The sequence below is a fragment of the Shewanella sp. DNRA4 genome (assembly GCF_012843185.1).
GTDB lineage: Bacteria > Pseudomonadota > Gammaproteobacteria > Enterobacterales > Shewanellaceae > Shewanella > Shewanella xiamenensis.
This window is the reverse complement of record NZ_JABAIP010000016.1, coordinates 45,688-68,506: the sequence shown is the minus strand read 5'-3', so window position 1 is coordinate 68,506 and position 22,819 is coordinate 45,688. Positions and strand designations below refer to the sequence as shown.

General features: G+C 42.9%; 18 protein-coding genes and 1 pseudogene. 10 read left to right on the top strand and 9 right to left on the bottom strand.

The genetic code is table 11. The features are described from left to right. Positions 1 to 69 precede the first annotated feature (69 nt). Positions 70 to 1,827: an acyl-CoA dehydrogenase family protein gene (locus HG547_RS17230; RefSeq protein WP_169548520.1), complete on the top strand. Its 1,758-nt coding sequence runs from the start codon at positions 70 to 72 to the stop codon at positions 1,825 to 1,827. Positions 1,828 to 1,888: 61 nt separating this feature from the next. Here HG547_RS17230 and dacB read toward each other — a convergent pair whose 3' ends face one another. After that, positions 1,889 to 3,409, bottom strand: coding sequence for a D-alanyl-D-alanine carboxypeptidase/D-alanyl-D-alanine-endopeptidase (dacB, locus tag HG547_RS17225; protein ID WP_169548519.1), 1,521 nt, complete (start codon positions 3,407 to 3,409; stop codon positions 1,889 to 1,891). Between the two features lie 25 nt (positions 3,410 to 3,434). Further along, a complete protein-coding gene (locus tag HG547_RS17220) occupies positions 3,435 to 3,611 on the bottom strand; it encodes a hypothetical protein (protein WP_037418920.1) in 177 nt (58 codons plus the stop codon). Between the two features lie 378 nt (positions 3,612 to 3,989). Between HG547_RS17220 and HG547_RS17215 the strand changes: the two genes are divergently transcribed. Together HG547_RS17215 and pssA are read left to right on the top strand one after the other, a co-directional pair. After that, the gene (locus HG547_RS17215) at positions 3,990 to 4,322 is read left to right on the top strand and encodes a DUF1904 domain-containing protein (protein WP_011072371.1); all 333 of its coding nucleotides are present in this window, start codon (positions 3,990 to 3,992) and stop codon (positions 4,320 to 4,322) included. 11 nt (positions 4,323 to 4,333) lie between these two features. Further along, a complete protein-coding gene (gene pssA, locus HG547_RS17210) occupies positions 4,334 to 5,647 on the top strand; it encodes a CDP-diacylglycerol--serine O-phosphatidyltransferase (RefSeq protein WP_140907312.1) in 1,314 nt (437 codons plus the stop codon). A gap of 65 nt (positions 5,648 to 5,712) precedes the next feature. Here pssA and emrD read toward each other — a convergent pair. Together emrD and ampC are read right to left on the bottom strand one after the other, a co-directional pair. Then, positions 5,713 to 6,956 (bottom strand): annotated as a pseudogene (emrD, locus tag HG547_RS17205) (multidrug efflux MFS transporter EmrD). A 339-nt stretch (positions 6,957 to 7,295) separates the two neighbouring features. Further along, positions 7,296 to 8,426 (bottom strand): class C beta-lactamase, encoded by a 1,131-nt coding sequence (gene ampC, locus HG547_RS17200; protein WP_248278762.1) that lies wholly within the window; start codon positions 8,424 to 8,426, stop codon positions 7,296 to 7,298. 626 nt (positions 8,427 to 9,052) lie between these two features. Between ampC and HG547_RS17195 the strand changes: the two genes are divergently transcribed. The 4 genes from HG547_RS17195 (at position 9,053) to HG547_RS17180 (ending at position 14,775) form a co-directional block, all read left to right on the top strand. Next, positions 9,053 to 11,044 (top strand): ATP-dependent endonuclease, encoded by a 1,992-nt coding sequence (locus tag HG547_RS17195; protein ID WP_144345039.1) that lies wholly within the window; start codon positions 9,053 to 9,055, stop codon positions 11,042 to 11,044. Then, positions 11,041 to 12,798: a UvrD-helicase domain-containing protein gene (locus HG547_RS17190; RefSeq protein WP_169548517.1), complete on the top strand. Its 1,758-nt coding sequence runs from the start codon at positions 11,041 to 11,043 to the stop codon at positions 12,796 to 12,798. The genes HG547_RS17195 and HG547_RS17190 overlap by 4 nt, the downstream gene beginning before the upstream one ends. Before the next feature lie 89 nt (positions 12,799 to 12,887). Next, positions 12,888 to 13,406 (top strand): hypothetical protein, encoded by a 519-nt coding sequence (locus HG547_RS17185; protein WP_144345041.1) that lies wholly within the window; start codon positions 12,888 to 12,890, stop codon positions 13,404 to 13,406. A 607-nt stretch (positions 13,407 to 14,013) separates the two neighbouring features. Then, positions 14,014 to 14,775, top strand: a complete 762-nt coding sequence (locus HG547_RS17180) for a DTW domain-containing protein (RefSeq protein WP_140907314.1) — start codon at positions 14,014 to 14,016, stop codon at positions 14,773 to 14,775. 63 nt (positions 14,776 to 14,838) lie between these two features. Here the strand turns inward: HG547_RS17180 and HG547_RS17175 are convergent, their stop codons facing one another. Next, positions 14,839 to 16,896, bottom strand: coding sequence for a PhoX family phosphatase (locus HG547_RS17175; protein WP_169548516.1), 2,058 nt, complete (start codon positions 16,894 to 16,896; stop codon positions 14,839 to 14,841). 176 nt (positions 16,897 to 17,072) lie between these two features. Beyond that, positions 17,073 to 18,176: a tyrosine-type recombinase/integrase gene (locus HG547_RS17170; protein WP_055647363.1), complete on the bottom strand. Its 1,104-nt coding sequence runs from the start codon at positions 18,174 to 18,176 to the stop codon at positions 17,073 to 17,075. Positions 18,177 to 18,769: 593 nt separating this feature from the next. On the opposite strand from HG547_RS17170, the gene HG547_RS17165 reads away from it, so the two are divergent. The 3 genes from HG547_RS17165 (at position 18,770) to HG547_RS17155 (ending at position 21,792) form a co-directional block, all read left to right on the top strand. Then, positions 18,770 to 19,270 carry a hypothetical protein gene (locus HG547_RS17165; RefSeq protein ID WP_037418942.1) on the top strand — a complete coding sequence of 167 codons (501 nt, stop codon included), beginning with the start codon at positions 18,770 to 18,772 and terminating at the stop codon, positions 19,268 to 19,270. A gap of 158 nt (positions 19,271 to 19,428) precedes the next feature. Continuing rightward, complete coding sequence (locus tag HG547_RS17160; protein ID WP_037418945.1) at positions 19,429 to 19,749, top strand: hypothetical protein; 321 nt, start codon at positions 19,429 to 19,431, stop codon at positions 19,747 to 19,749. 75 nt (positions 19,750 to 19,824) lie between these two features. Next, a complete protein-coding gene (locus HG547_RS17155) occupies positions 19,825 to 21,792 on the top strand; it encodes a RecQ family ATP-dependent DNA helicase (protein ID WP_169548515.1) in 1,968 nt (655 codons plus the stop codon). 43 nt (positions 21,793 to 21,835) lie between these two features. Here the strand turns inward: HG547_RS17155 and HG547_RS17150 are convergent, their stop codons facing one another. From HG547_RS17150 to tusC, 3 genes are read right to left on the bottom strand one after another with little or no spacing between them, the layout of a single operon-like run. Further along, on the bottom strand, positions 21,836 to 22,174 hold the full coding sequence (locus tag HG547_RS17150) for a TusE/DsrC/DsvC family sulfur relay protein (protein WP_069454968.1): 339 nt from the start codon (positions 22,172 to 22,174) through the stop codon (positions 21,836 to 21,838). After that, complete coding sequence (tusB, locus tag HG547_RS17145) at positions 22,168 to 22,449, bottom strand: sulfurtransferase complex subunit TusB (protein WP_037418953.1); 282 nt, start codon at positions 22,447 to 22,449, stop codon at positions 22,168 to 22,170. The genes HG547_RS17150 and tusB overlap by 7 nt, the downstream gene beginning before the upstream one ends. Beyond that, entirely contained in the window at positions 22,449 to 22,805 is a 357-nt protein-coding gene (tusC, locus tag HG547_RS17140) for a sulfurtransferase complex subunit TusC (RefSeq protein WP_144374633.1), read from the bottom strand. The genes tusB and tusC overlap by 1 nt, the downstream gene beginning before the upstream one ends. Positions 22,806 to 22,819: the final 14 nt, after the last annotated feature.

The following is a 22,819-nucleotide window of genomic DNA, read 5'->3' as shown; positions in this document are numbered from 1 at the left end:
GATTGTTTTCTGTATAGAACTGGTATAAATTAAAACAACTGTTTAAATCCTACGTTTAAGAGTCTCCCAATGAATCCTTACCAAGCCCCGTTAGCAGATATGCGTTTCTTACTGGAACAGGTTTTTGATGCCCCAAATACGTGGTCACAATTACCTGAGATTGCAGAAATGGTTGATATGGATACGGCCAATGCAATCCTTGAAGAAGCGGCAAAAATCAGTGCTGAATTAATCCATCCGCTAAACCGTGCTGGTGATGAGCAAGGCGTTTTACACCAAGATAATGGTGTGATTACCCCTGAGGGGTATAAAGCCGTATATAAGCAATATTCTGAAGGTGGTTGGGTAGGCCTATGTGGTGAGCCTGAGTTTGGTGGTATGGGCATGCCCAAAATGCTTGGTGTATTAGTGGATGAAATGGCCTACAGTGCCTGCAACGCGTTTACGCTTTATGGCTCATTAACCGCGGGGGCAGCTTTGTGTATCAATGCCCACGGTAGCGAAGCATTAAAACAAGCTTATTTACCCAAGTTATATTCTGGTGAATGGGCTGGAGCGATGGATATGACAGAGCCACAAGCTGGCTCTGATCTGCGTAATATTCGCACTCGCGCTATTCCATTGGAGGACGGCAGTTATGCGATCAGTGGCAGCAAAATTTTTATTACTGGTGGCGATCACGATCTAACTGAAAACGTCATTCACTTAGTGCTGGCAAAATTACCAGAAAGCAAAGGTATTTCACTGTTCCTCGTACCCAAAATCACGGTTAATGATGATGGCAGCTTAGGTGAGGCTAATGGTGTTAGCGTGGGGTCAATCGAGCACAAAATGGGCCTTAAAGGCTCAGCAACCTGCGTGATGAATTTTGATGAAGCAAAGGGCTATCTGATTGGCCAGCCTAATCGTGGCTTGGTTTGTATGTTCACCATGATGAACTACGAACGTTTAGCTATTGGTATTCAAGGGCTTGGCAGCGCACAAGCCGCATATCAAATGGCCGCCTATTATGCTAAAGAGCGCAATCAAGGCGTTGCTGCCGGTGGCTCACCCACGGGAAGCGATTCTGATCCTATTATCGTCCATGGCGATGTGCGCCGTATGCTACTGACAATCCGCGCGATGACAGAAGCGGGACGTGCCTTATCCATATTTACCGGCAAACAGCTCGATTTGGCGAAATATGCTCAAGATGAGGTTAAAGCTAAAGCTGCCCGCTACGTGGGTTTATTAACACCCGTTGCTAAAGCGTTTTTAACTGACCGTGGTTTAGACGCGACTATCATGGCGCAGCAAGTCTTTGGTGGACATGGTTATATTCGTGAAACAGGCATTGAGCAATTGGTACGTGATACCCGCATTGCGCAAATCTATGAAGGTACAAATGGTATTCAAGCCATTGACTTCCTTGGTCGAAAAGTCACTGGCGACAACTTAGCGACGCTAAAAGAGTTTGTGGCCGAATTAAAAGCACAAATGCGTGAATTTACACAGGTCGACGGTGTAAAAGTTGCCGCCGTTTGTGCTCGTTTAGATGCTTTAGTCCATGTGGCCGAATCGATCAATGAGCAAAAACTGACTCAACCTGCGTTAATCAATGCTTGTGCAGTCGACTTTTTAGATGCCTTTGGTTACAGCTTATATGGTTTTTATTGGCTAGCCATGTTGGATAAGGTCCCTAGTGCAGAGGATAAAAACTTTGCCGAGCAAAAAGCTTACCTAGCTAAATTCTATTTTGATAAGTTATTGCCTAAGGCCGATTATCATTTAGCGCAAGTGCGTGCGGGTGATGCCAGTACTATGGCAATGCCAGCAGAATTATTCTAAGTTTGGATTGGTGAGATAAATGATGTAAAAAGCACTGATTTATCAGTACTTTTTAGTTTTGTCAGTCAATTAATTTAACCGTGTTGAGTTCTTTAGTCGATGTTTGGTTTGTTTGTGCCTGTTGCTCAACCGTAGTTATGAGACGAGTCAAAAAGTCAGCGCTAAACGCAGGCGTGCGTTGTTTTTTCGTTTCAGGACTAATGCCATTCTCAAGCACCACAAATAAGATATTCCGCTGTGGTATTCGAATAAAACCAGCTAAATTGGCAACCCCTTGCATTGAACCTGTCTTGGCAAAAACACGGTTTTTGAGCGGTGGTTGAGTGTAACCTTGTCGATATTTTAGCGTACCGCTGACTCCCGCCTCGGGCAAACTGTCAATCAGACTGTGAAAGCGGGCATCTTGATAAATTAGTGTAAGCACATTGGCTAATTGCCTTGCGCTCAATAAGTTATAACGAGAAAGCCCTGAACCATCGACGATATTGGCGTGGGTTAAATCTACTCCCAAATCGCTAAGGATATGGCGCATGGCCGCCGCACCATTGGTAAAATTTCCTTGGGTTTTGTAATAGCGTTGTCCGACTAACTTAAACAGGCTGTCGGCGATCAGATTATCCGACTTAAGCAACATAGTCTTTAACAACTCCGGCAAAGGCGCACTACTGTGACTGGCGATAAGTTTTGCCTTTAAAGGTATTGCGTTGCCAATTTTAACTTTACCCGAGAGCGACATTTCCCCCTTGAGTATGGCCGTTAACGTATCCATGGCGAATTTTTCAGGATCGGTTATTGCGATAGCGAGGGGAATAGCCTCACTGCCAGGATAACATCCCCGAAGGTGATATTGATTTTGCCCAAGTCGCACTAAATCGAGCTGACAAAAATCATGGCTAGCTTTGGGAGAGAATATCGCGTCACTGCTGACCTTTACCCCAAAACTAGATACCCTTAATTTGACCTCAGAGGAATGCTTGCTCGAGCTTGGAACGAATTGCCCATAAACACAGTTTTGATTGATGATGTAACTCGACACCGGCGCCGCAAAACAAATGCCGAGGTCGTCCCACACCCAGCCAGGAGCTTGTAATTGCTCTTGTTTATCACCGATAAGATAAAGATGCCCGTCAATACTGTTGATGCCCTGTTTTTGTAGGTGGGCAAACAAGGCCTTAAGATCGTCTTGAGTGAGGGTAGGATCGCCACTAAAGCGCAGATAGACACTTCCCGCAATATGGCCTTGGCGAATGGGTGCATCGCTCCACAGCTCCGTCACATAACGAAAATCGGCCCCAAGGTTGGCCAATGCTGTGACGGCAGTAAGGACCTTTTGTGTGCTGGCGGGGATAAACAAGGTATCAGCTTGCTGGCTATAAAGCTGTTTACTGTTCGTCATATCCAGTGCCAGCAGCGCAATTTGCGAGTGACGTGGTGCAATATCATTAATTTGTTGACTCAAGATCGCATGTTGAATATCTGCAGTCGTAGCCCACAGCTGATGTGGTAATAGGGCTGTTGCGACTACCGTTAGCAATATGCCTGCCGAACGCTGTAAATTGAATAATGGGGAGAACGTTTCCATGTCTGTTGTATGTTTACTCTCTTAATTAGCGGTCATGACTGCCATCATCTTTTTCCATCAGACGATACAACCTTAGGGTAACAAATAAAACCAAGCCAATAAAAAGTGGCAAAATGAGTAATCCAAGTTGCGCTTTAAAATGAAAAATGCCCCACGCTAAAGCTAAAGTCAGTGCGAGGGTTAACAGGATTTTTTTATTCATAGCGTTTTGCAGTGTTGACTGGTGACGTTTTAGTTTACGCTAAAACACGTAAAACGGGCATGCTTGCATTAGGAGCAACCCATATTTTGTGATTAAACTACCATTTTGGGCACCCTATGTAGATAAGCAAAATGAACAACCGATAAAGAGTGCAAGCGTATTTGGTTAGTCGTTGAAGTCGGCTTGTCTGCTCGTATATATTTAGGCTGAACCGACGTAATTTTACACTTATTATTGCCAATGACTTGTTTCAGCTCAAATTACCAGCAAAATAGGCGTTACGCCGCGCTCTTTTCATCGAAAAGTCTTGCCGAGTTGCAGTGAAGTCGGTAATTTCTACCCCTTACGATTTTAGGATCTTAGGTAACCACTAAAACCATGCCTCATATTAGTATGCGCGGCTTACCCCAGGCAGTCGTTGCAGAGCTTAGCCAAACATTACTGCAGTCTTTGGCGGCTATATGTAAAGGTAAAGCAGAGAGTTTTACATTAGATTGGATCCCCAGCATCAGTTACCGTAATGGTAGAATTGATCAGCGTTTTGTCCAAATCGAATTGCTTTGGTTTCCGGTAGACCCTGATATTCATCTTAAAGTAGAACAAACAATCAGACTGGCAGTGACAGAAGCCTACCCAGAATTAACACAGATTGCTGTGATGTTTTTGTCACTGACCCCAAGCGCTTCCTATCGGGGTGGTCAGCATGTTTAAAGGAGGATGCCTTGCTAGATAAGCTTGGTGGAATAGCCGTTCAACCCGAGGCTTTAACGTGGTTGCTTACGCCATGCCGATTTAAGGCAGAGTTACTTACTCGCATCGAAAATGCCAAGAACAGCATCTACATCGCTGCACTCTATTTAGAAGATGATGAAGCAGGGCGGGAGATTTTACAGGCCTTGATGACGGCGAAGGCTAAAAATCCTGCGTTAGATATCAAAATTTTGGTCGATTTTCACCGTGCTAGACGTGGCTTGATTGGTCATAAGGGTGATAGCGGTAATTATTTGATGTACCGCAAAGTGATGGCTGAAGCTGAATATCCTATCGAGATTATGGGCGTACCAGTCAAATCCCGTGAATTTATGGGTGTATTACACCTTAAAGGCTTTGTAATTGATGATGCCGTGATTTATAGCGGCGCAAGTCTTAATAATATCTATCTACAGCAAAACGATAAATACCGTTTCGACCGCTACCATGTGATTGAGTCAGCAGAGCTGGCACGCAGCATGCGGGCAATGATCCAACGTTATATCATTGCCGATCCAGCAGTGACATCACTCACTCAAGATCCGCAGCAGGAAGTGTTACCGCCTAAAACCGATGTGCGCAGCTTTAAATTACGTTTGTCACAGGCACAGTACGAGTTTAACGCAACTCGGACAGGTAATCGGGTAACACCATTACTGGGCTTAGGCCGTAAACATAATTTATTGAATAAAGCGGTTATTGCGATGGTTGAGGAGTCAAAAGATAGACTCTTTATCTGCACACCTTACTTTAACCCTCCTTATATATTAGTCCGTGCCTTAGCTAAACATCTGCGCAACGGCAAACGGATTGATATTGTCGTCGGCGATAAAACGGCGAATGACTTTTATATTCCGCCTGAGCAAGATTTTTCCACCATCGGTGCCTTGCCGTATTTATATGAACAGTCGCTGCGTAAATTTGCCAAACGTCAGCAGTGGGCGATTGATAATGGCCAGCTCAATATTCACCTGTGGAAGCATGGGATCAACAGTTACCACCTCAAAGGTATCAGTGCCGATGGGCGTAAGCATTTGATCACAGGCTCAAATCTAAACCCTAGAGCATGGGCGTTGGATTTAGAGAATGGGCTCTTGATCCACGATGAAACAGGTAGCTGGAAGGCGCAATTTGAGGCCGAGCAAGCGCATATTCTTGAGCATACACAGAGGTTATATCACTATAGCCAAGTGGATACCTTGCAAAGCTATCCCGATCCGGTGAAGAAGATTATGAATCGTATTAGAAGATTAAAAGCAGACTTTTTACTAAGACGAATCCTGTAATCGATAAGCATCAGATAAAACTAAAGCCCACATAAGTGGGCTTTGTTATTTTGATAGAGCAAACCTCAGGTTTTTTGCGGCAATAGTGTTTGATGGGTATCATTTTGATCTCGGGCATAATGCAAGGCCACAATCACTAAAAGCACCATCAGCGCGCTCAGTAAACCGATACTTAACTGGCCTCCCATAGGTACGAGCGACATGGTTAATGCCGCCAGCCCTGCGCCAAAGTTTTGTAAACCACCCAGCAAAGCCCCCGCAATGCCAGCTTGACGCGGAAAAGGTTCTAACGCAGCCGAGGTTAATGTCGGAAATAACATGCCTGCGCCGCTGAAAAATAAAATTGAGCCTATCAACAAACTCCAGCCTACAACCAGTTGAAACAACCCAGGGATCAACATAAACAATGCGCCAGCACCGAGCAAGGCAACACCTTGAAATACGGTTCGTTGTGCTTGTTTTTGTCTTCCTGCTACCAGTGCACCGAGTAAATAACCGGGGATAGGCGCCACAAAATAGCAGCTCACCAAAAAGATGAGAGTTGCAAATATTGGCCATAGAGCACGCCCGCAATGGCTTCAAAGGCGGCAATCCCCGCAAAGGTGGCGATTAATGAAAATAGATATGCCCTAAAACTGCGGTGGCGTAGCACATGGCGATAGGAGGCTAACACTGGTTGTTGTTCTCGTTTGTCTTTTGGTAAAGACTCTTTAAAACCAAAACAAAGCAGTAACCAAACAAAGACGCCAAACCCAAATAACACCCAGTAAACGGCTTGCCAACCTAAGTAGGCTGAAGCAAGGCTCCCTAAGAAGGGTGCCACCAAGGGTAAAAACACCACCGCCATGGACACATAGCTATTAAATTTAACTAAGTTATCGCCAAAGTAATGATCCCTAGGAATGCTGCGGCACAGGGCGCCTGCACTGGCTGTGCCAAGGCCTTGAAGCAGACTCGCGCAAATTAACTGATTAAAGCTTGTGGCTTGTGTGGCAATTAACGCGCCGATCATAAAAATCCCAATACCAACCAACAGTGGGAGTTTTCGCCCATAGCGGTCAGATAATGGGCCGTAGATAAATTGACATAAACCGTAGGCGAGCAGATAACAGGCCATGACTGCTTGTAGCTTGCTTGCATCGACGGCTAAACCTTGGGCAATCAGCGGGAGTGCTGGCACAAAAATCGTTTGGGCCATTTGTCCACAGGCCACCATAAAGACCAGCATAAAGAGCAATCGAGTGGTACTTCCTGCTGATGAAGCCGACGCTTTTAATGAGATTAAAGACGGTTTTTCGCCTGACATCATAATTCCGTAAAAAAGCACAGTTGAACAATGGCGCGCATCTTACGCCCAAAATTGAGTAGTTCAATGGCTAATAGTCTTGATTTTCAGGAATATTTTTTCATCCAACCCATAAGTTTTTCTATGCTTTTATGGCTGTAAAACTAAGCTTACACTTGGTTTTTATCTTGTTAATCAGGTTTTGTAATTGATAAAGGGTGGATTCTTAAGTCAACAATATAACGCGTTTATTAACATGGGTTTTGATCAATAACGAGATATTCGTAGCAGAGAAATTGAATGGAGAGAAAACCTCTCCATTTTGGCAAGCGCGGTTTTGGGCTGAAATATGATAACGCGATATTAATTTTGCAGTGTTTCTAAGCCTGTTAATATCTGGTAACCCGCGGTTACCCGTGGCGGCACGGGATAATTTTTATTACTCAATAACACCAATGCCAGCTTTTTAGCTGGAATATATGCCACATACGCAGCAAAACCACCCGTTGAGCCAGTCTTATTTATCCAGACATTTTGCTGTGGCGCTTGGGGTGGTGTAATGGCTTTCACTGGCATGCTGCCAAACACTACATCTTGAGTATGTCCAGTGAGGAGCTTATCAAGGGCAATCGGATACGGATATTGCTCCCAAATCAGCGCTTGAGTCATCATGCCGACATCAAAATAGCCCGTATGGGTGGCATCAATGGCACGTTGCAACCTTGCAGGCACCGCATGCTGCTGCATATTGGTTTCAACAAAACGGAGCAGATCTACAACCGTCGTTTTTATTCCGTAGGCCTCATCGGCTAACACACCGGGATTGAGGCGTACTGGCTGATCTTGCTTATTGTAGCCTTGGGCGTAGTCAGTCATTTTATTGGTTGGAACCATAAAATAGCTGTTTGTCATGCCAAGTTGTCGAAAGAGAGTTTGCTCTACGGCCTCAGGAAAACCTTGACCAAGCTGCTTTGCCGCGATCACACCGAGAATACCAATGCTGGGATTGGCATAATTGCGGTGAGTACCTGCGGCATAAGCTGGTTGCCAGGCTTTTAAATAGCTTATTAACTCAGCATTATTGGCTATATTATCAGGGACCTGCATGGGCAGATTTCCCGCTGTATGGGTGGCTAAATGAATAAGATTGACCTGGTCAAAATGGCTACCGGTTAATTCAGGCAGATATTGGCTTACCTTATCTGTTAGCGTCAGTTTACCCTCAAGTTGAGCGTATGTTGCGAGGGTCGCGGTAAAGGTTTTACTGATAGAACCAATCTCAAATAGGGTATTTTCATTCACCTTTTCCCCTGTCTTTTTTGAACTGACACCATAAGAAAAGAAGTACTGTTGTCCATTGATACTTACCCCGATTGCAATCCCAGGGATCCCATATTCGTTCATTAAAGGATTAACAGTAGAATCGATAAGGGCTTCTATAGTCTGGGCATTCGGAGGGAAGCTGACGCCCCGTTGTGGCGCGGCATTTACCATTAATGGTGTCACTGCTAGCAATATTCCGCCAAAAATGATCGAGCCTACGTTGTGTGAACTTAATTGTGTAGATAACAAAGCGAAGCGGGTGAGCTTTACCGCTTGCAAGATAGACGTGGGCATATAATTCCTTGCATTTTTGTTGGGGCCTGCAAATGGCACTGATTCAACATAGATTGATGAATGAAAGATTTAGCACGATTTAAATCAGATTGGCTACAAATTTAGCCTAAGCGGTTTGATCTTCGGCGATCGTTTAGCAAAGCGTAACCAATTAGTTGGCCTATGTGTTTTCTTGTTATGACTTAGGAGTGTTTGATTGTATTTTATGCAACTTATCACGATGGTAATAATCACTAAATACCACATAAACTTCGGCAAAGATTAACGCTTTTGATAAGGTTAATTGGTGTAAGATCGTAATATAGAATCATATTGAGCATCAAAATATCATACTAAAATGGCAGCGTTCTTTTCGGTACGCAGCCTTTTCTACAATGTTTATGCCCCAAAATGATTTAGTAGCGTGACTTTAGGCTCACTCTGAAACGCAACGATTGACCCTATTTTAGTAATGCTACAAAGTGTCTATTAATATCGGATAAAATTTAAGTCAGGGATGAAAAGTGAAAATAAAAAACGTACGAATTAAAAACTATCGTCTGCTTAAAGATGTGTCATTTTCGATTGATGAAGAAACTACGCTCATTGTCGGGCGCAATAATACTGGAAAAACCTCATTTGCTGAGGCTTTCCGCAGTTTCTTGAATCCTGCTGGGCCGAAGGTGCGTTATGAGGATTTCAATCAATCCTGTCTGACAGGTTTCGAAGATGCGCTGAATGCTTTTAAAGGCGGTGCTAAAGATGATGTTGTGAGGCTAATGCTTCCAACAATCGAGCTAGAGTTACTTATTAATTATCAAGAAAATACAGACGAATATGGTGTCCTCGGCGATTTTATTATCGATTTCGACGACCAATTATTTGAAACGATTATCCTCATTTCCTACCAATTGAAAGATGGCAAGATCAGTGATTTTTTTACTGGTCTCGATAATGACAACCGAAAACAATATTTCTCTGAACTAAGAGCGCGGATTGAGCATTACTACGAGGCTAGCGTTTACGCAGTCGAGCCAACAAACCTGAACAACAAAGCTCGACTTGAGTTTTCATCATTTAAAAAATTGCTGCTGTCGGGTCTTATAAATGCACAACGCGGTTTAGATGACGAAACGCACAATGAACGTGATGTGCTTGGTAAATCGTTAGGTAATATTTTCAAAAGTGCGAGTAGTGTTGGTGCGCCAGAAGCTTTTAAGGCGCAATCAGCTGAAATTAATACTGTCGTCGAAGGATTACAACAAGTCGTTGATACTGACTTTCAGGCAAGGGTGAAAGCTCTACTTCCCACCTTAAATATTTTTGGATATCCGGGTCTGCACGATCCAAATTTAAGCGCAGCAACCGAACTCAATGTTAAATCACTGCTGGAAAGTCATACCCGCGTTTTTTATCAACGAGATGATCATTTTACATTGCCTGAAACCTATAACGGATTGGGAATGCGGAATCTAATCTTTATCCTCTTCCGAATTTATGAGTATTTCCGTGAGTTTCAAAGCCATCAAACGCCACCGAAAGGGCATGTAATTTTCATAGAAGAGCCCGAGGCACATCTTCATCCGCAAATGCAGGAAGTATTTATTCGACAGCTTGAGCAAATTGTTGAGCAGTTCCAGCGTGAGCTAAATGACCAGCAGGTGTGGCCTGTACAATTTATAGTGAGTACTCATTCCTCGCATATTGCTAACGAAGCTGATTTTAGCAAAGTTCGTTATTTCCTTTCCAAAAATGGAAACGAGACCAAAGTTAAGGATCTGGGTATTGCTTTCCAAAGTGACGAAGCAGCAGGCGACAAAGAGTTTTTGCATAAATACCTGACGCTCACAAAATGCGACCTGTATTTTGCGGATCGAGCGATCCTCGTTGAAGGGGCGACTGAAAGGATATTGTTGCCTCAAATGATTAAAAAAGTTGATGCTGCTTTAGGTACTAACTTAAGGCAGAAATACCTGTCAGTTGTCGAAATTGGTGGCGCTTATGCACATCACTTCTACAAATTCATAGATTTTCTTGAGCTTAAAACGCTCTTTATTACTGACCTAGACGCCGTTGATTCGAAACAACATAATTCTGGTGTAATGGTGAGCCAGGGTGATAGGTCAAGTAACGTAGGCATTTCGAAATGGTTTAGCGGGGATGGTTATTCTGACTTAGCGACTATTAGAGCTAAAGATTCAGGTTCTAAAATTTTCGGATGCCGGCGACTTGCCTTTCAGGTAGATGAAGATGTTAGTGGCTTATGCGGCCGTAGCTTTGAAGATGCATTTATCTTGGCTAATAGCGAGTTATTCCAGCTAGATAACTTAACTGGTTCCGCACTTGAGGCTGCTGTTTTTGAGACGGCAAAAGAGATCGGCAAAAAGAGCAAAGCGGACTTCGCTATTGAATATTGCATAAGTAATACGGATTGGCTGGTTCCAAAGTATATTCAAGAAGGGTGTGCGTGGTTAGACGATGACCCAGCTGCAGCTGTTGCAGGAGTGCAGCCATGACAATATTAAGCCCAGCAGCACAGGCATCAGCAGAGACACTTGAACGCTTAAGAGGTTGTATTGATCAAGGGCAATGTTTCAGATTGGAAGCCGGTGCTGGAGCGGGAAAAACCTATTCGTTGATTGAGTCGCTCAAGTATCTGATTTCTTTACGTGCTAATGAGTTTGTAGTCTCTGGAAAACAGGTTGCCTGTATCACTTATACAAACGTGGCCAAAGACGAGATTAAGGCAAGAACCGATAATAATCCGGTCATTTTTGCGGATACGATTCATGCCTTCAGTTGGAGTGTTTTGCAAAACTACCAGGAGCAGTTGAGACAACTTATTCCTACCCTTGGAGCAAAGTGGCAAGAGAGAATTGCAGAATCGGCAGGGATTGGTAATCAAACGGTTAAGTACGATTTAGGTTTTGCGTCGATTAAAGAACATGAAATTTCTCTCCATCATGACGACGTTGTCGTGTTAATGGCTCGTATGTTGGCGTTTCCCAAATTCCAGAAATTACTGAAAAGCAAATTCCCAATTATCTTTATTGATGAATATCAAGACACTGATAGCGCGCTTGCCGAAAGTATCGTGCAAAACCTTATTGATAATGACTCAGGAATTGTTATTGGTCTTTTTGGTGATCACTGGCAAAAAATATACGGCTCGTCAGCCTGTGGGTTGATTAGGAGTCCTGCCGGAAAAATCATCGAGATTGGCAAAAGAGCCAATTTTCGTTCTGATAAAGATATTGTTGAATGCCTCAATCGCATGCGTCCCGAGTTACCTCAGGCTGAATCAGACCCCAACTCCACAGGAAGTATAAAGGTCTACCATTCAAATGAATGGCAAGGCACACGGCTAGCTGGTGCACATTGGAAAGACGATCTTCCTGAGGAAGAAACTAGACGATTTATCCAGCAAACCAAATCATTAATGGTTGAGCATGGTTGGGATATGTCGTTATCTAAAACCAAAATACTGTTCTTGACGAATAACCTGATAGCTACCGAACAGAAATTCAAAAATCTCGCAGATTGCTTCAAATATTCAGAAGACTATCTGAAAAAAAATGACAAATACATTGAGTTCTTTGTCGAAACTGTTGAGTCGACTGCGCTAGCTTTCCAACAACGTATGTATGGTGAATTGCTTCAGATTAAAAAGAAAAGCCGCTCCTACTTAACGTCGCAAGCTGACAAAACCACTTGGAATGAGAATTTAGCAAGGTTAATGCGGCTTAGAGACACTTCTCCAATCGGTGATATTTTAGACCTGTTAATAACTACGAATATGCCAAGAGTGCCGGCAAAAGTCGCGGATTCTGAAGTCCGCTATCAAACACTATCCGCCCGAGACCAAGAGTCATTGGAACCAGATGAATTGAGTTTCGTCGAGAAAATTAGGCGTCTTCGCGCTGTGCGTTACTCTGAAGTCATAAATTTGGCCGAGTACATAAATGATAAAACCCCTTTTTCAACCAAGCATGGGGTAAAAGGCGCCCAGTTTGATAATGTGCTAGTAGTTTGTGGCCGTGGCTGGAGTCACTACAACTGGGATCAAATGCTTGAATGGATGGAAGACGGTGTTCCAAAAGGAAAAGATGATACTTTTGAACGAAATAGAAACTTGTTTTATGTCAGCTGTTCAAGGGCAAAACATAACTTAACCCTTCTCTTTACGCAGGGGCTTTCTGATAAATCACTAGCCACTCTTGGTAAAATCTTTAGGCATGAAAATATCAAAGGCAGTCCATTTAAGGTTTGAAATAAATCAAACAAGATTTGAGTGTTGTTCAGGTGTATTTTTAAATATGCTCTAGATTGAGATTTTAGGCTAATTAATGTGGCGGCTATATGAGTGGAATAATACTGATTTTAATACTGTTTTTTTGGTTTTACGTTACAAAAAAAATGACCGAATGGCTTGTATTAAAATTGAACTTACTGAAAGGTAATAAGAAAAAAATTGTGCAAGTTACATGCTTTATTTTTATATTTTTTATGCCTGTTGCAGATGATATTGCTGGAGGGATTCAGTTTAGGAAACTATGTGCTGAAAATACTGCTGTTTTTATTGATTATGAGAATGCCAGAAATGCAACCATACAGTTAGTAAGGCAAGACGATAAAATAATTAACAAGATTATACCTATTCGAGAGGACGTGAGGGACTGGGTTGATTCTAGAACGGGAAAAACACTAATAAAATACACATATCTTAATGCTAGAGGAGGATGGTTAAGCCACTTGGTCGGTTTTCCTCAAGGCAGTCCCCCATATACGTTTGATGGTTCATGTGGAGCTAAAAAACCAGTTTCGATAATGGAAAAGCTAAATATTACGGAAGATACTAAAAATTATTATGGAGAATAATCATAACTCTAATTGACCAAACCTATATTAATACATTATCAGCTGATGCGACCTATGCTCTTCTGTAGCTTTGGATGAGCTCAAATAGTCCAAAGATAGCTAAAAGGTTCGCTAAAGCATCGGCAGAGTAAAGCGTTAACCTATAGAAATATTTTTCCGAAATTCACCTGACACAGCCTACGTACTAACTCGCTTTTGTCCCAAAGCGTGTTTCGTATTTCTTTAAAACTTACAATTACGCTAATGCTAAAAAGGCTAGCCATGGTGATTAGCGAGACGGCCGGTCCGCCCCATGGACTGGGCGGTCGAGCATCCACGGATGGACTTGCTGCGTGTCGGTGAGTGAACACCATGGCAAGCCTATGTTAGTGGATATCAGCCAACGAATCTAATCAGGTTGCCATAAGTTTGATAATGCTATGACTCACCTTTAGTGCATTAAATCTAACGCGCTTTAATTTCCTAAAACGAGTTGCCTGAGTATGAGACTTTATTACTCTCCCACAATTGCACCTTTATCGGCCAAAGGATACACTGCGCCTCCGCGACATAATGGCGTACCTTGTGTACAGCCTTTTAAAACGAGTTTGATTGAGAATTGGTTGCTATGGCTCTTGCCCCACACGCTGTACATCGCTTATATGAATATCGCAAATCCATTTCGACTAAGCCTTTTGGCGCTCGCGGCAAAAAACTCATCCGTTGTCCTTTGTGTTTATTAGGTGCGCAATTTTGTACTTGTTCGCTGCGCAGGCAGTTAACCACTCAGGCTAGCTTTCTGCTGATCATGTATAACGACGAGGTCATCAAGCCAACCAATAGTGGCCGCTTAATTGCGGATCTGATCCCTGATACCTATGCGTTTCTGTGGTCGCGCACCGAGCCAGCAGCTGAGATGCTAGCACTGTTAAGCAATGAGCATTATCAGCCGTTTTTAGTGTTTCCCGCCCAATATGCTAACCCAGGCCAAACCGTATTAAGCCAAGTCCCCATGGCTACGCTGGCGAACGGTAAACGCCCTTTATTGATTATGCTCGATGGCAGTTGGCGAGAAGCTATTAAAATGTTTCGTAAAAGCGCTTATCTGCAAGATTTACCTATCTTGTCTTTTGATCCTAATACGTTAGCGACTTACGCACTACGTAAGGGCAGTCACGATTTTCAATTGGGGACGGCAGAAGTTGCTTCACTGGCATTGGCTGCGATGGGTGAAGAGGCAAATGGTAAAGCATTAACCGCATGGTTCGATCTGTTTGTCGAGTCATCATTACTTGGGCGCAACCGTCGCTGCCGTGAAGATATTCTACCGATCAGCGAGTTTACCGATGCCTTTGAAGCGGCTTATCGCGCTGCGACGTTGGAGTTGTGATTTACAGAAAATCCCCTCGAGTGAGGGGATTGATGTGCTTTATCTGATGCTTTAGTCGATAAATTAAACGGCGACTTCTTTGCCATCGAGTTTACGGATCACCACAGTGGCCGCGCGAGGGCGAAGCACGACACCTGTTGGCGTGACTTCAGTAGCGTTGTTTGAATAAGGCCAGTTTCCCGGATGCTGGATGTTGGCAAATACCGAGGTATAATCAGGGCTTATAGCAAAACCTGTGACTTCACAATCGTTGGGACCTACAAAAAAGCGTTTTAACTCCATTTGGTTATTGCTCGTTAAACTCGCTTGCTTATTGGCACTATCAAGCAGCGTCGAAGGGACAATCGCCAGCATTTGATCGTTCGTTTCTTCGGCGACTTCTTCAGCACCATTATCGGTTTGTACCCATAAGATCCCGCGTTTATCAAAGGCAAGACCATCTGGGCTGGCAAACTGGTTTAGATCTGTTAAGCCAGATAAATTAGTCTCGGCATTACCATCACTTGGTGAGCCAAAGACAAAAATATCCCAGGTAAATTCAGTCTCTTTCTCAGCTTCATCCCAACGAATAATATGTCCAAAGTTATTTTTCAATCTTGGATTTGCGGGGTTGGCTTCAGTACGTTTCGAGTTATTTGTCAGTGTTAAATAGGCTGAACCTGTGAAAGGATCGACTGCGCACCACTCTGGACGATCCATCGGCGTTGCCCCCAGTAAATCTGCTGCTCCAGCGGTATTGAGAATAATCTCAGCCAGACTTGCAAAGGTGTCACCTAAGGTTTTGCCATCAGTCGTTTGGCTAGCTAAGGTCAACGGTAGCCAAACACCAACGCCATTTTCATTAAACTTAGCCGCATATAATGTACCTTCGTTCATATATTTATCGCCAACTTCAAGGCGATTGCTGCTGTTGGCATCTTGTGGGTCCCAAGGTGCTGCCGACACGAATTTATAGAGGTACTCAAAACGCGCATCATGACCAGAATAAAATACCACGGGTTTACCTTCGCTCAACTTACCAAAAGTACAACCTTCGTGACGAAAACGCCCTAAGGCAGTGCGCTTAATTGCGCGGGATGTGGGATTGTATGGATCTATTTCGACGATATAGCCATGGCCATTGGCTTCATTGCGATAATCGTCCTGCGCGCTCGTTCCCTTTGGGGTCACATCAAAGCGGCTAAATTCATCAAGGCGTTCTTCATCTTGGCCGGCAAGATCATCCCAGCCATAACGACTGGAGGTTTTACTGATCCCAATGCGAATTTGATCTGGAGTGAGGGAGCCTCGGTTAACAAAATATTCAGGCCAATTTTCCTCACATGTGAGGTAAGTGCCCCAAGGGGTATAACCATTACCACAGTTATTTAAAGTACCACGAGCTTGGCTACCATCGGGGGAGTATCGGGTTTCAAGCAGTGAAGAATAAGCTAGAGGGCCGGCGATATCCATCACTGTCGCGCCGGTAAAACGGCGATTATGGCGATCGTTATAAATTACTTCCCATTGATTATTCGTCAATTTGATTCTAACCACTGACACTCCATGGGCATTAATTTCCTTACGAACTTCATCGACAATGGTTCGTAATCCCGTTGTTGCATCGACCGTTGGACCATTGGGATGTAGGGCTATTTCATCAATATATTCATGGTTAATACACAATAAACCATCATCACCAGCGTCATTCAATGGGAAAAAATGCATTCCGTCATGGTGCATACCGACAGCGTTGGCTTGGTCATCTGCGGTATTACTGCCATCCGCTTTCCAAGGTGCAGCTTTAGAATTTAATGGTGTCCCCCAAGGTGCAAGGACTTGGGCGGTATACCCCTCAGGTACGACTACAGCATCTAAACGTGCGCCTTTGACTGAGGTAAAGTTAAGCTTAGCGCTACTTTTGCTAGGTGGTAATGGTGGCACGGGATCAACTGGGGTGGGGGAGGAGGAATTGTCAGAACCACATCCCACTAAACCCATGCCAGTAAAAGCGGTCATGGCCCCTAGACCTAATCCACTTTTGACAAAATTACGACGAGATAAATGTTTATCCAACACTTGGTTAAAAGGTTCGTTATTACTTTTATTATAGCGTGTAGGATCAAAGGTAGCCTTGCTCATATTTTACTCCAGCTAGTACGGATAATTAATTTCGTGACTTAGCCTAAAGTACTTATATGACACAAAAACGGCATTTATATTACAGGAATACTGCAATGACTAACCATAAACATTTGCAAGACTTAACTTAAAAATATCTCAAATACAGTATTGTGAATTATGGACTAATAAAATGGTTAATCTTCTTTCGGTTTTAGATAATGGCGCAATGAACGCGGATCCGTATGACCAGTTCTTGCCATGATATATAGTGTATCCTTATTGTTTTCATGTAGTTGTGTTACGCATCCGCTGCGTAAACTATGTGCGCCGTAGTATTGAGCGGGTAATCCTGCTTTTACGCAATATTGTTTGATAATTCGATAAATATCGTCTCCATTTAAGAATCCACTATTTCGGTTAAATGTGGTATTGGACTTGTTATTATCTTTCACTTGATAAGGTCTTAAGGTTTTTCCATCACGAGAGATAGAGCGAAATAAATGCCCATCACTAATCTGACTTTCATGTAACCATGCTTTTACTGCATGATAAGCGGCGAAAGGTTCAGAATCAGGTAAATTTTTCCATTCTCTTAATCCTTGCTGATTACTTTTAGAAAATGGTAGGCGTACTTTTAATTTATCCCGCATAAAACTTAAATATTGCACCTTCAAATTCGCCAACTCAGAACGGCGAAATCCCCCTTGTAAACCGAGTTGAATAATAGCCTTATCCCTTGAACGCAGCAGAGGATGAGGTTGTTGCTCAACCGCTTGGAGCAGTAACTCTACTTCATCGTACATTATCGGTTGTTGATCATAATCTTGAACTCGGCGATTGTGATTACGACTCAAACCGCGCATGACTCGGAGCACCAGCGGGTGCTCAGTGGGTGACGGAAAACCCGCTTGTATGTGATAGTAACGAATCGCGGCTAACCGAGTGGTTAAGGTTTGCTTAGAAAGCTGCATCCCAGTGTCGGCCATTAGCAATTCTTTTTGATGACCAATAAAAGAAATAACGCTTCTGGGATCAGTCGGTAATGATTGTAATCTGTGTTCTAAGCAATATTGTGCAAATAGACTGAAGCTCGTTTGGTATACACGGCGAGTATTGCTGGATATTTCAAATTCAGTTTCGGCTGCTGCATTATAAAAGTCATTATGCACAGATTGGGGAAGTGCACTTTCTTCAAAAAATGCATTATCAGCTTGTGTAAGTTTCTTTGTTAAATGAGTGTTTACCCCTACGGGTTGCTGATTAACATCTATTGGATAAAATCGATTCGTTTTTGACATTAGAGCGATTTTCACTGCCGATAAAACTGGCGCAATTATACGTAAATCTTTGCTATTACTACCAGTGATAATCGTCATTATCACTGGTAGTCGAGTTATATGAGGTTAAAATGCACAAATAGGTTATAAATAAAACAGTTTAGAGAGGGCTAGGGCAAAATAGAGTGAAATTTATTTTTATATGAAAATTCAACCATCATTTTCTGTGATTCACATCTTTGCTTAAATATTATTCCATAAATGGTGTTGAACTTAGTGTTGGCGATAAAATACTCTATTTGATATTTAATGCTTGCCATAAAGTAGTAAGGATTAATTAAAATATTTAAATATGGTTACACCATTTTATTGATGATTAATGTTGACTAAATTTAAGACAGAATGATTGTTGGTGCTGAGCTGGTTAAAATTTAGTCTTGTAAAAACATAATATTAGCCATGATTACCAAGATGAACCTCAGCCTTAACCGTACAGCTTTTAAGCGAGGAGAAGGTTATAGCAAAAACGGTCGATAAAATGGTGTAACCATTCTTTTATTTTATGGTGTTTGTCGTTATCATGGGCTTATCCGTTAACAACACGTTTTGCATAAATGACGACAGCCTATTTTTGGGAATATCATCAAGAAGCACCAACCTCGGGGCGAAAATTACGGTTATTGGATAAAGCAGAATTAGTATTTGCCTTACCGTTAATTTATCGTATGGTTCATCCAGATGTGGTAGGGGAAAAGGCTGGATGGTTTAACTTATTGATGCATTCACCTGCAAGTTATACTGAGCTAATCGCTAACATAAATATACTGGTTCAATTACGTAAGAAAAATCAAACTGTAGATGTTCAATTACAGCAAGTGAATCGAATGCTGAATCAATATTTTAGTGATTTAGGATGGCGCATGGTTCGCAAAGAACTTTCCCAGATAAAAAAGCGTCAGAAAAAGTCCCACATCGAAGTTAGCAAGGATATTATCTTACGCTTAAAGCGTTATATGGAACTTGAGCGTTTAGATAGTTTTGATCAAGCACTTGATACGTTATTATCAGAACATGCCGCTACTGTTTCTGCCGCAAATGAAGAAGAAACCTTTTAAATAATGTTCATATCAACCAACGGCTATGTTTACCATCTTCAATACGTGACTTTTGGGTTTAGTGACGTAAACTAAACTGAAGTTAGCGATGACGCTGGCGTTAATCGTACAACGTTGGACAATGCTTCTAGCAGAAGTGTGTGACATAGGGAAATAATATGCCAAAAAAGCTATCAGTACTTTGCCGAGTTGAACCTGGTTGTCTCGGGCCCGATGGCCGCGAACATATTGAAGCTTTTTGTACCTTAGCACAGCAGGCCATGAAGCATTTTGCTGTTGATTTAGTGACGTGGACCTTAGTGCCTCGTTACGATAAAACCATGCCAGAAATGGAATACACGGTTGATCATAAAAATTTGTCACGTTCTCAAGTTTCCCAATACTTCAATACATTAGGTCAAGATCTCGATACATTTGAAGAGGTCTTTAACGATAAGCTCACCGCATTTATCAATTTATATTTAGCCAGAAAGTCATAGCGACAAGGTCTAATCGTTCTCAGCATTTCTTCAGTCGCAGACCCTGTCTATATGATAGGGTACAAGGATTTTTCAATGTCTTATTCAGCACCTCAGCCAGATGATGTACCAACTTTGATACCACTATTACAGCAACAATTTGGCTTTGCAGGATTTAGACAGGGTCAAGGTGAGGTTATCTCTCAGCTATTAGCTGGCCAGTCGAGCCTGGCGATTTTTCCTACTGGCTCAGGAAAATCGCTCTGCTATCAATTTACCGCGCTACAACTTCCCCATTTAACCTTAGTGGTTTCGCCATTGTTGGCTTTGATTAAAGATCAATTAAGTTTTTTACAACAGAAGGGCATTAAAGCGGCGAGTATTGATTCGACCTTAACACCAGAAATGACTCAACAGGTGATGCGTGAGGCTCGCTCAGGCGAGTTAAAATTGCTAATGGTTTCGGTGGAGCGATTTAAAAATGAGCGATTTAGGCAATTTATTCAATCAATTCCGATCTCTATGCTAGTTGTTGATGAAGCACACTGTATCTCAGAATGGGGACATAATTTTCGCCCCGATTATTTAAAACTCCCCGATTATCGGCGCGAACTAGCGATTCCATTGGTGCTGTTACTCACTGCTACTGCAACACGTAAAGTAAAGCTTGATATGGCGGCGCGTTTTGATATTAAGCCACAACACATTGTTCAAACAGGCTTTTATCGTGCTAACCTCGACTTGACAGTTCTACCTGTAGCAAGTCAACACAAGTTGGCCGCACTACAACAGCAGTTACAACATGTTATCGGTGCAGGAATTGTCTATGTGACTTTGCAGCATACGGCAGAGGAGGTGGCCGCTGAACTTTGCCGTATGGGATTTGAAGCAAGCGCCTATCATGCTGGGTTTGAGGATGAGAAACGCCAGCAAATTCAGCAGGACTTTATGCAGGGCCATATCAACATCGTTGTTGCGACCATCGCCTTTGGAATGGGGATTGATAAAAGCAATATTCGTTTTGTGATCCACTATGACTTACCAAAATCTATTGAAAATTACTGCCAAGAAATTGGCCGCGCAGGGCGTGATGGACAACTTTCCCATTGCGTCACTTTAGCCAATTTGGATGGGATCAACACTGTCGAAAACTTTGTTTATGGCGATACGCCTGAACTGGCAAGTATTAAGGCTGTAATTAATAACATTCGCGAAGAAACCCACAATGGACGTTGGGAACTGCAACTTCATCAACTGTCAAATGTGAGTAATATTAGACAACTCCCTCTGAAAACGTTACTCGTGCAGCTTGAAATGCAAGGCATCATCAAACCACTTTATGCCTATTACGCCGATATTCGTTACCGTTTTATTGTGCCGCAAGAGCAATTTTTGCATCAGTTTTCACCCGAACGGCAGGCATTTTTAACCGATATTTTCGCCCACACTCAAATGAAGCGCATTTGGGGCAGTTTGGATTTTTCTTCACTGTATCAGGCTACGGGGGCTGAACGGACTAGAGTAATGGCTGCGTTAGAATATCTTGCGAGTCAGCAACTCATTGAATTAGAAGCAAAGCAAGTCACCGATGTCTATCAAGTCGATGAACAAGGCTTAGTACTGGAAAACCGAGCAGAGCACCTCTATCAATACTTTGCTGATAAAGAAGTAAAAGAAATTGCTCGCATTGCACAGTTAGTACGATTTTTTGAGCTAACGACTTGCTTAAATTACAATTTAGCTCGCTATTTTGACGATAATGCAGCACCCAAATCCTGTGGTCATTGCAGTGTTTGTCGTGGCCGAGTGGCTAAATTGACCTATTCTGAAGAGCCAATATGGCCTGATGATACGCAAATTTGTGCCGATTTAAACGAGTTAAAACTCGCAGCAGAAGCCAAAGGCTTAGCACCTTTGTCCTTAGATACCCAATGCCAGTTTTTAGCAGGCCTGACTCAACCTATCTTGACTCGTTTGCAAGCTCGCAAACTCCAAGGCTTCGGACGTTTGGAAAAATGTAGATACGCCGATATCAAGCTAAAGCTAGAAAAAGCGGGTACTTAAGGGGTTAATGATTGAAGGCATATATGCTACATGCCTTTCGTCATCAGATGCATTTAGCTGGTTTAGGCAATCCTGCGATTTTTGTCGCCTGTTTAGCCGGGCCAACGGGAAACAGCGTATAGAGGTATTTGGAATTGCCTTTATCTGGGCCTAAGGTTTGGCCAATGGCTTTAACTAACACCCTAATCGCAGGGCTGGTTTTATATTCCAAGTAAAAATCCCTAACAAAATTGACCACTTCCCAGTGAGCACTGGTCAGTTCAATTTGTTCTTCATGAGCGAGCAGCGGCGCCATATCGGGCTGCCAGTCGGCGATATTCTTCAAATAGCCTTGATGGTCGCGTTCAATTTCGACGCCGTTAAATATAAGCGGATTTACCACGTGATCACCTTATCGTGCTGTAGAGCTTGAGTGACAAACTCGTTGTAATCAATTTGACTAATGTTATTAAGACGTTCCGTTAAGCCGCGGGCGATGACATCGTCTTTCAGCACCATCACCTTAAAGGGTGATAGCGCCATGGCCCATTGGCGCAGTAATAATGCATTTACGCCATCACTCGAGAGTAAAATCGCATCCTCTTTGCAAGCATAACGCAGGCAAAGTTTGAGGGCATTGTCTCGGCTGGGTGAGGTTTGAATATGATGTAAAATCATTAGAATACTAAGACCTCATCGACAGCTTTTAAGTGAGCTGAAATCGCTTCATCGTTTAAGATAGTCACCGGAATCGACAGCAAACCATGGCTTAAGCCGTAGTCACCTAAAGATTGTTTGCAGACGAACACCGATTCGATGTCGTACAACGGGAGCGCTTTTAACGCTGCGAGGTAATCTTTACCACCGATAAGTTCGGGTTGTTGGTCTTTAAGCAGATGAAGCACGCCTTCATCGACAAACACTAAACTCACTTCTTGCTCAAAACTGGCACTTAACAGGGCAAAGTCTAAGGCCTCGCGGCCTTTAGTGGTGCCATGGGGCGCACTTCGGAACAATATACAGATTTTTTTCATAACATTTCCGAAGC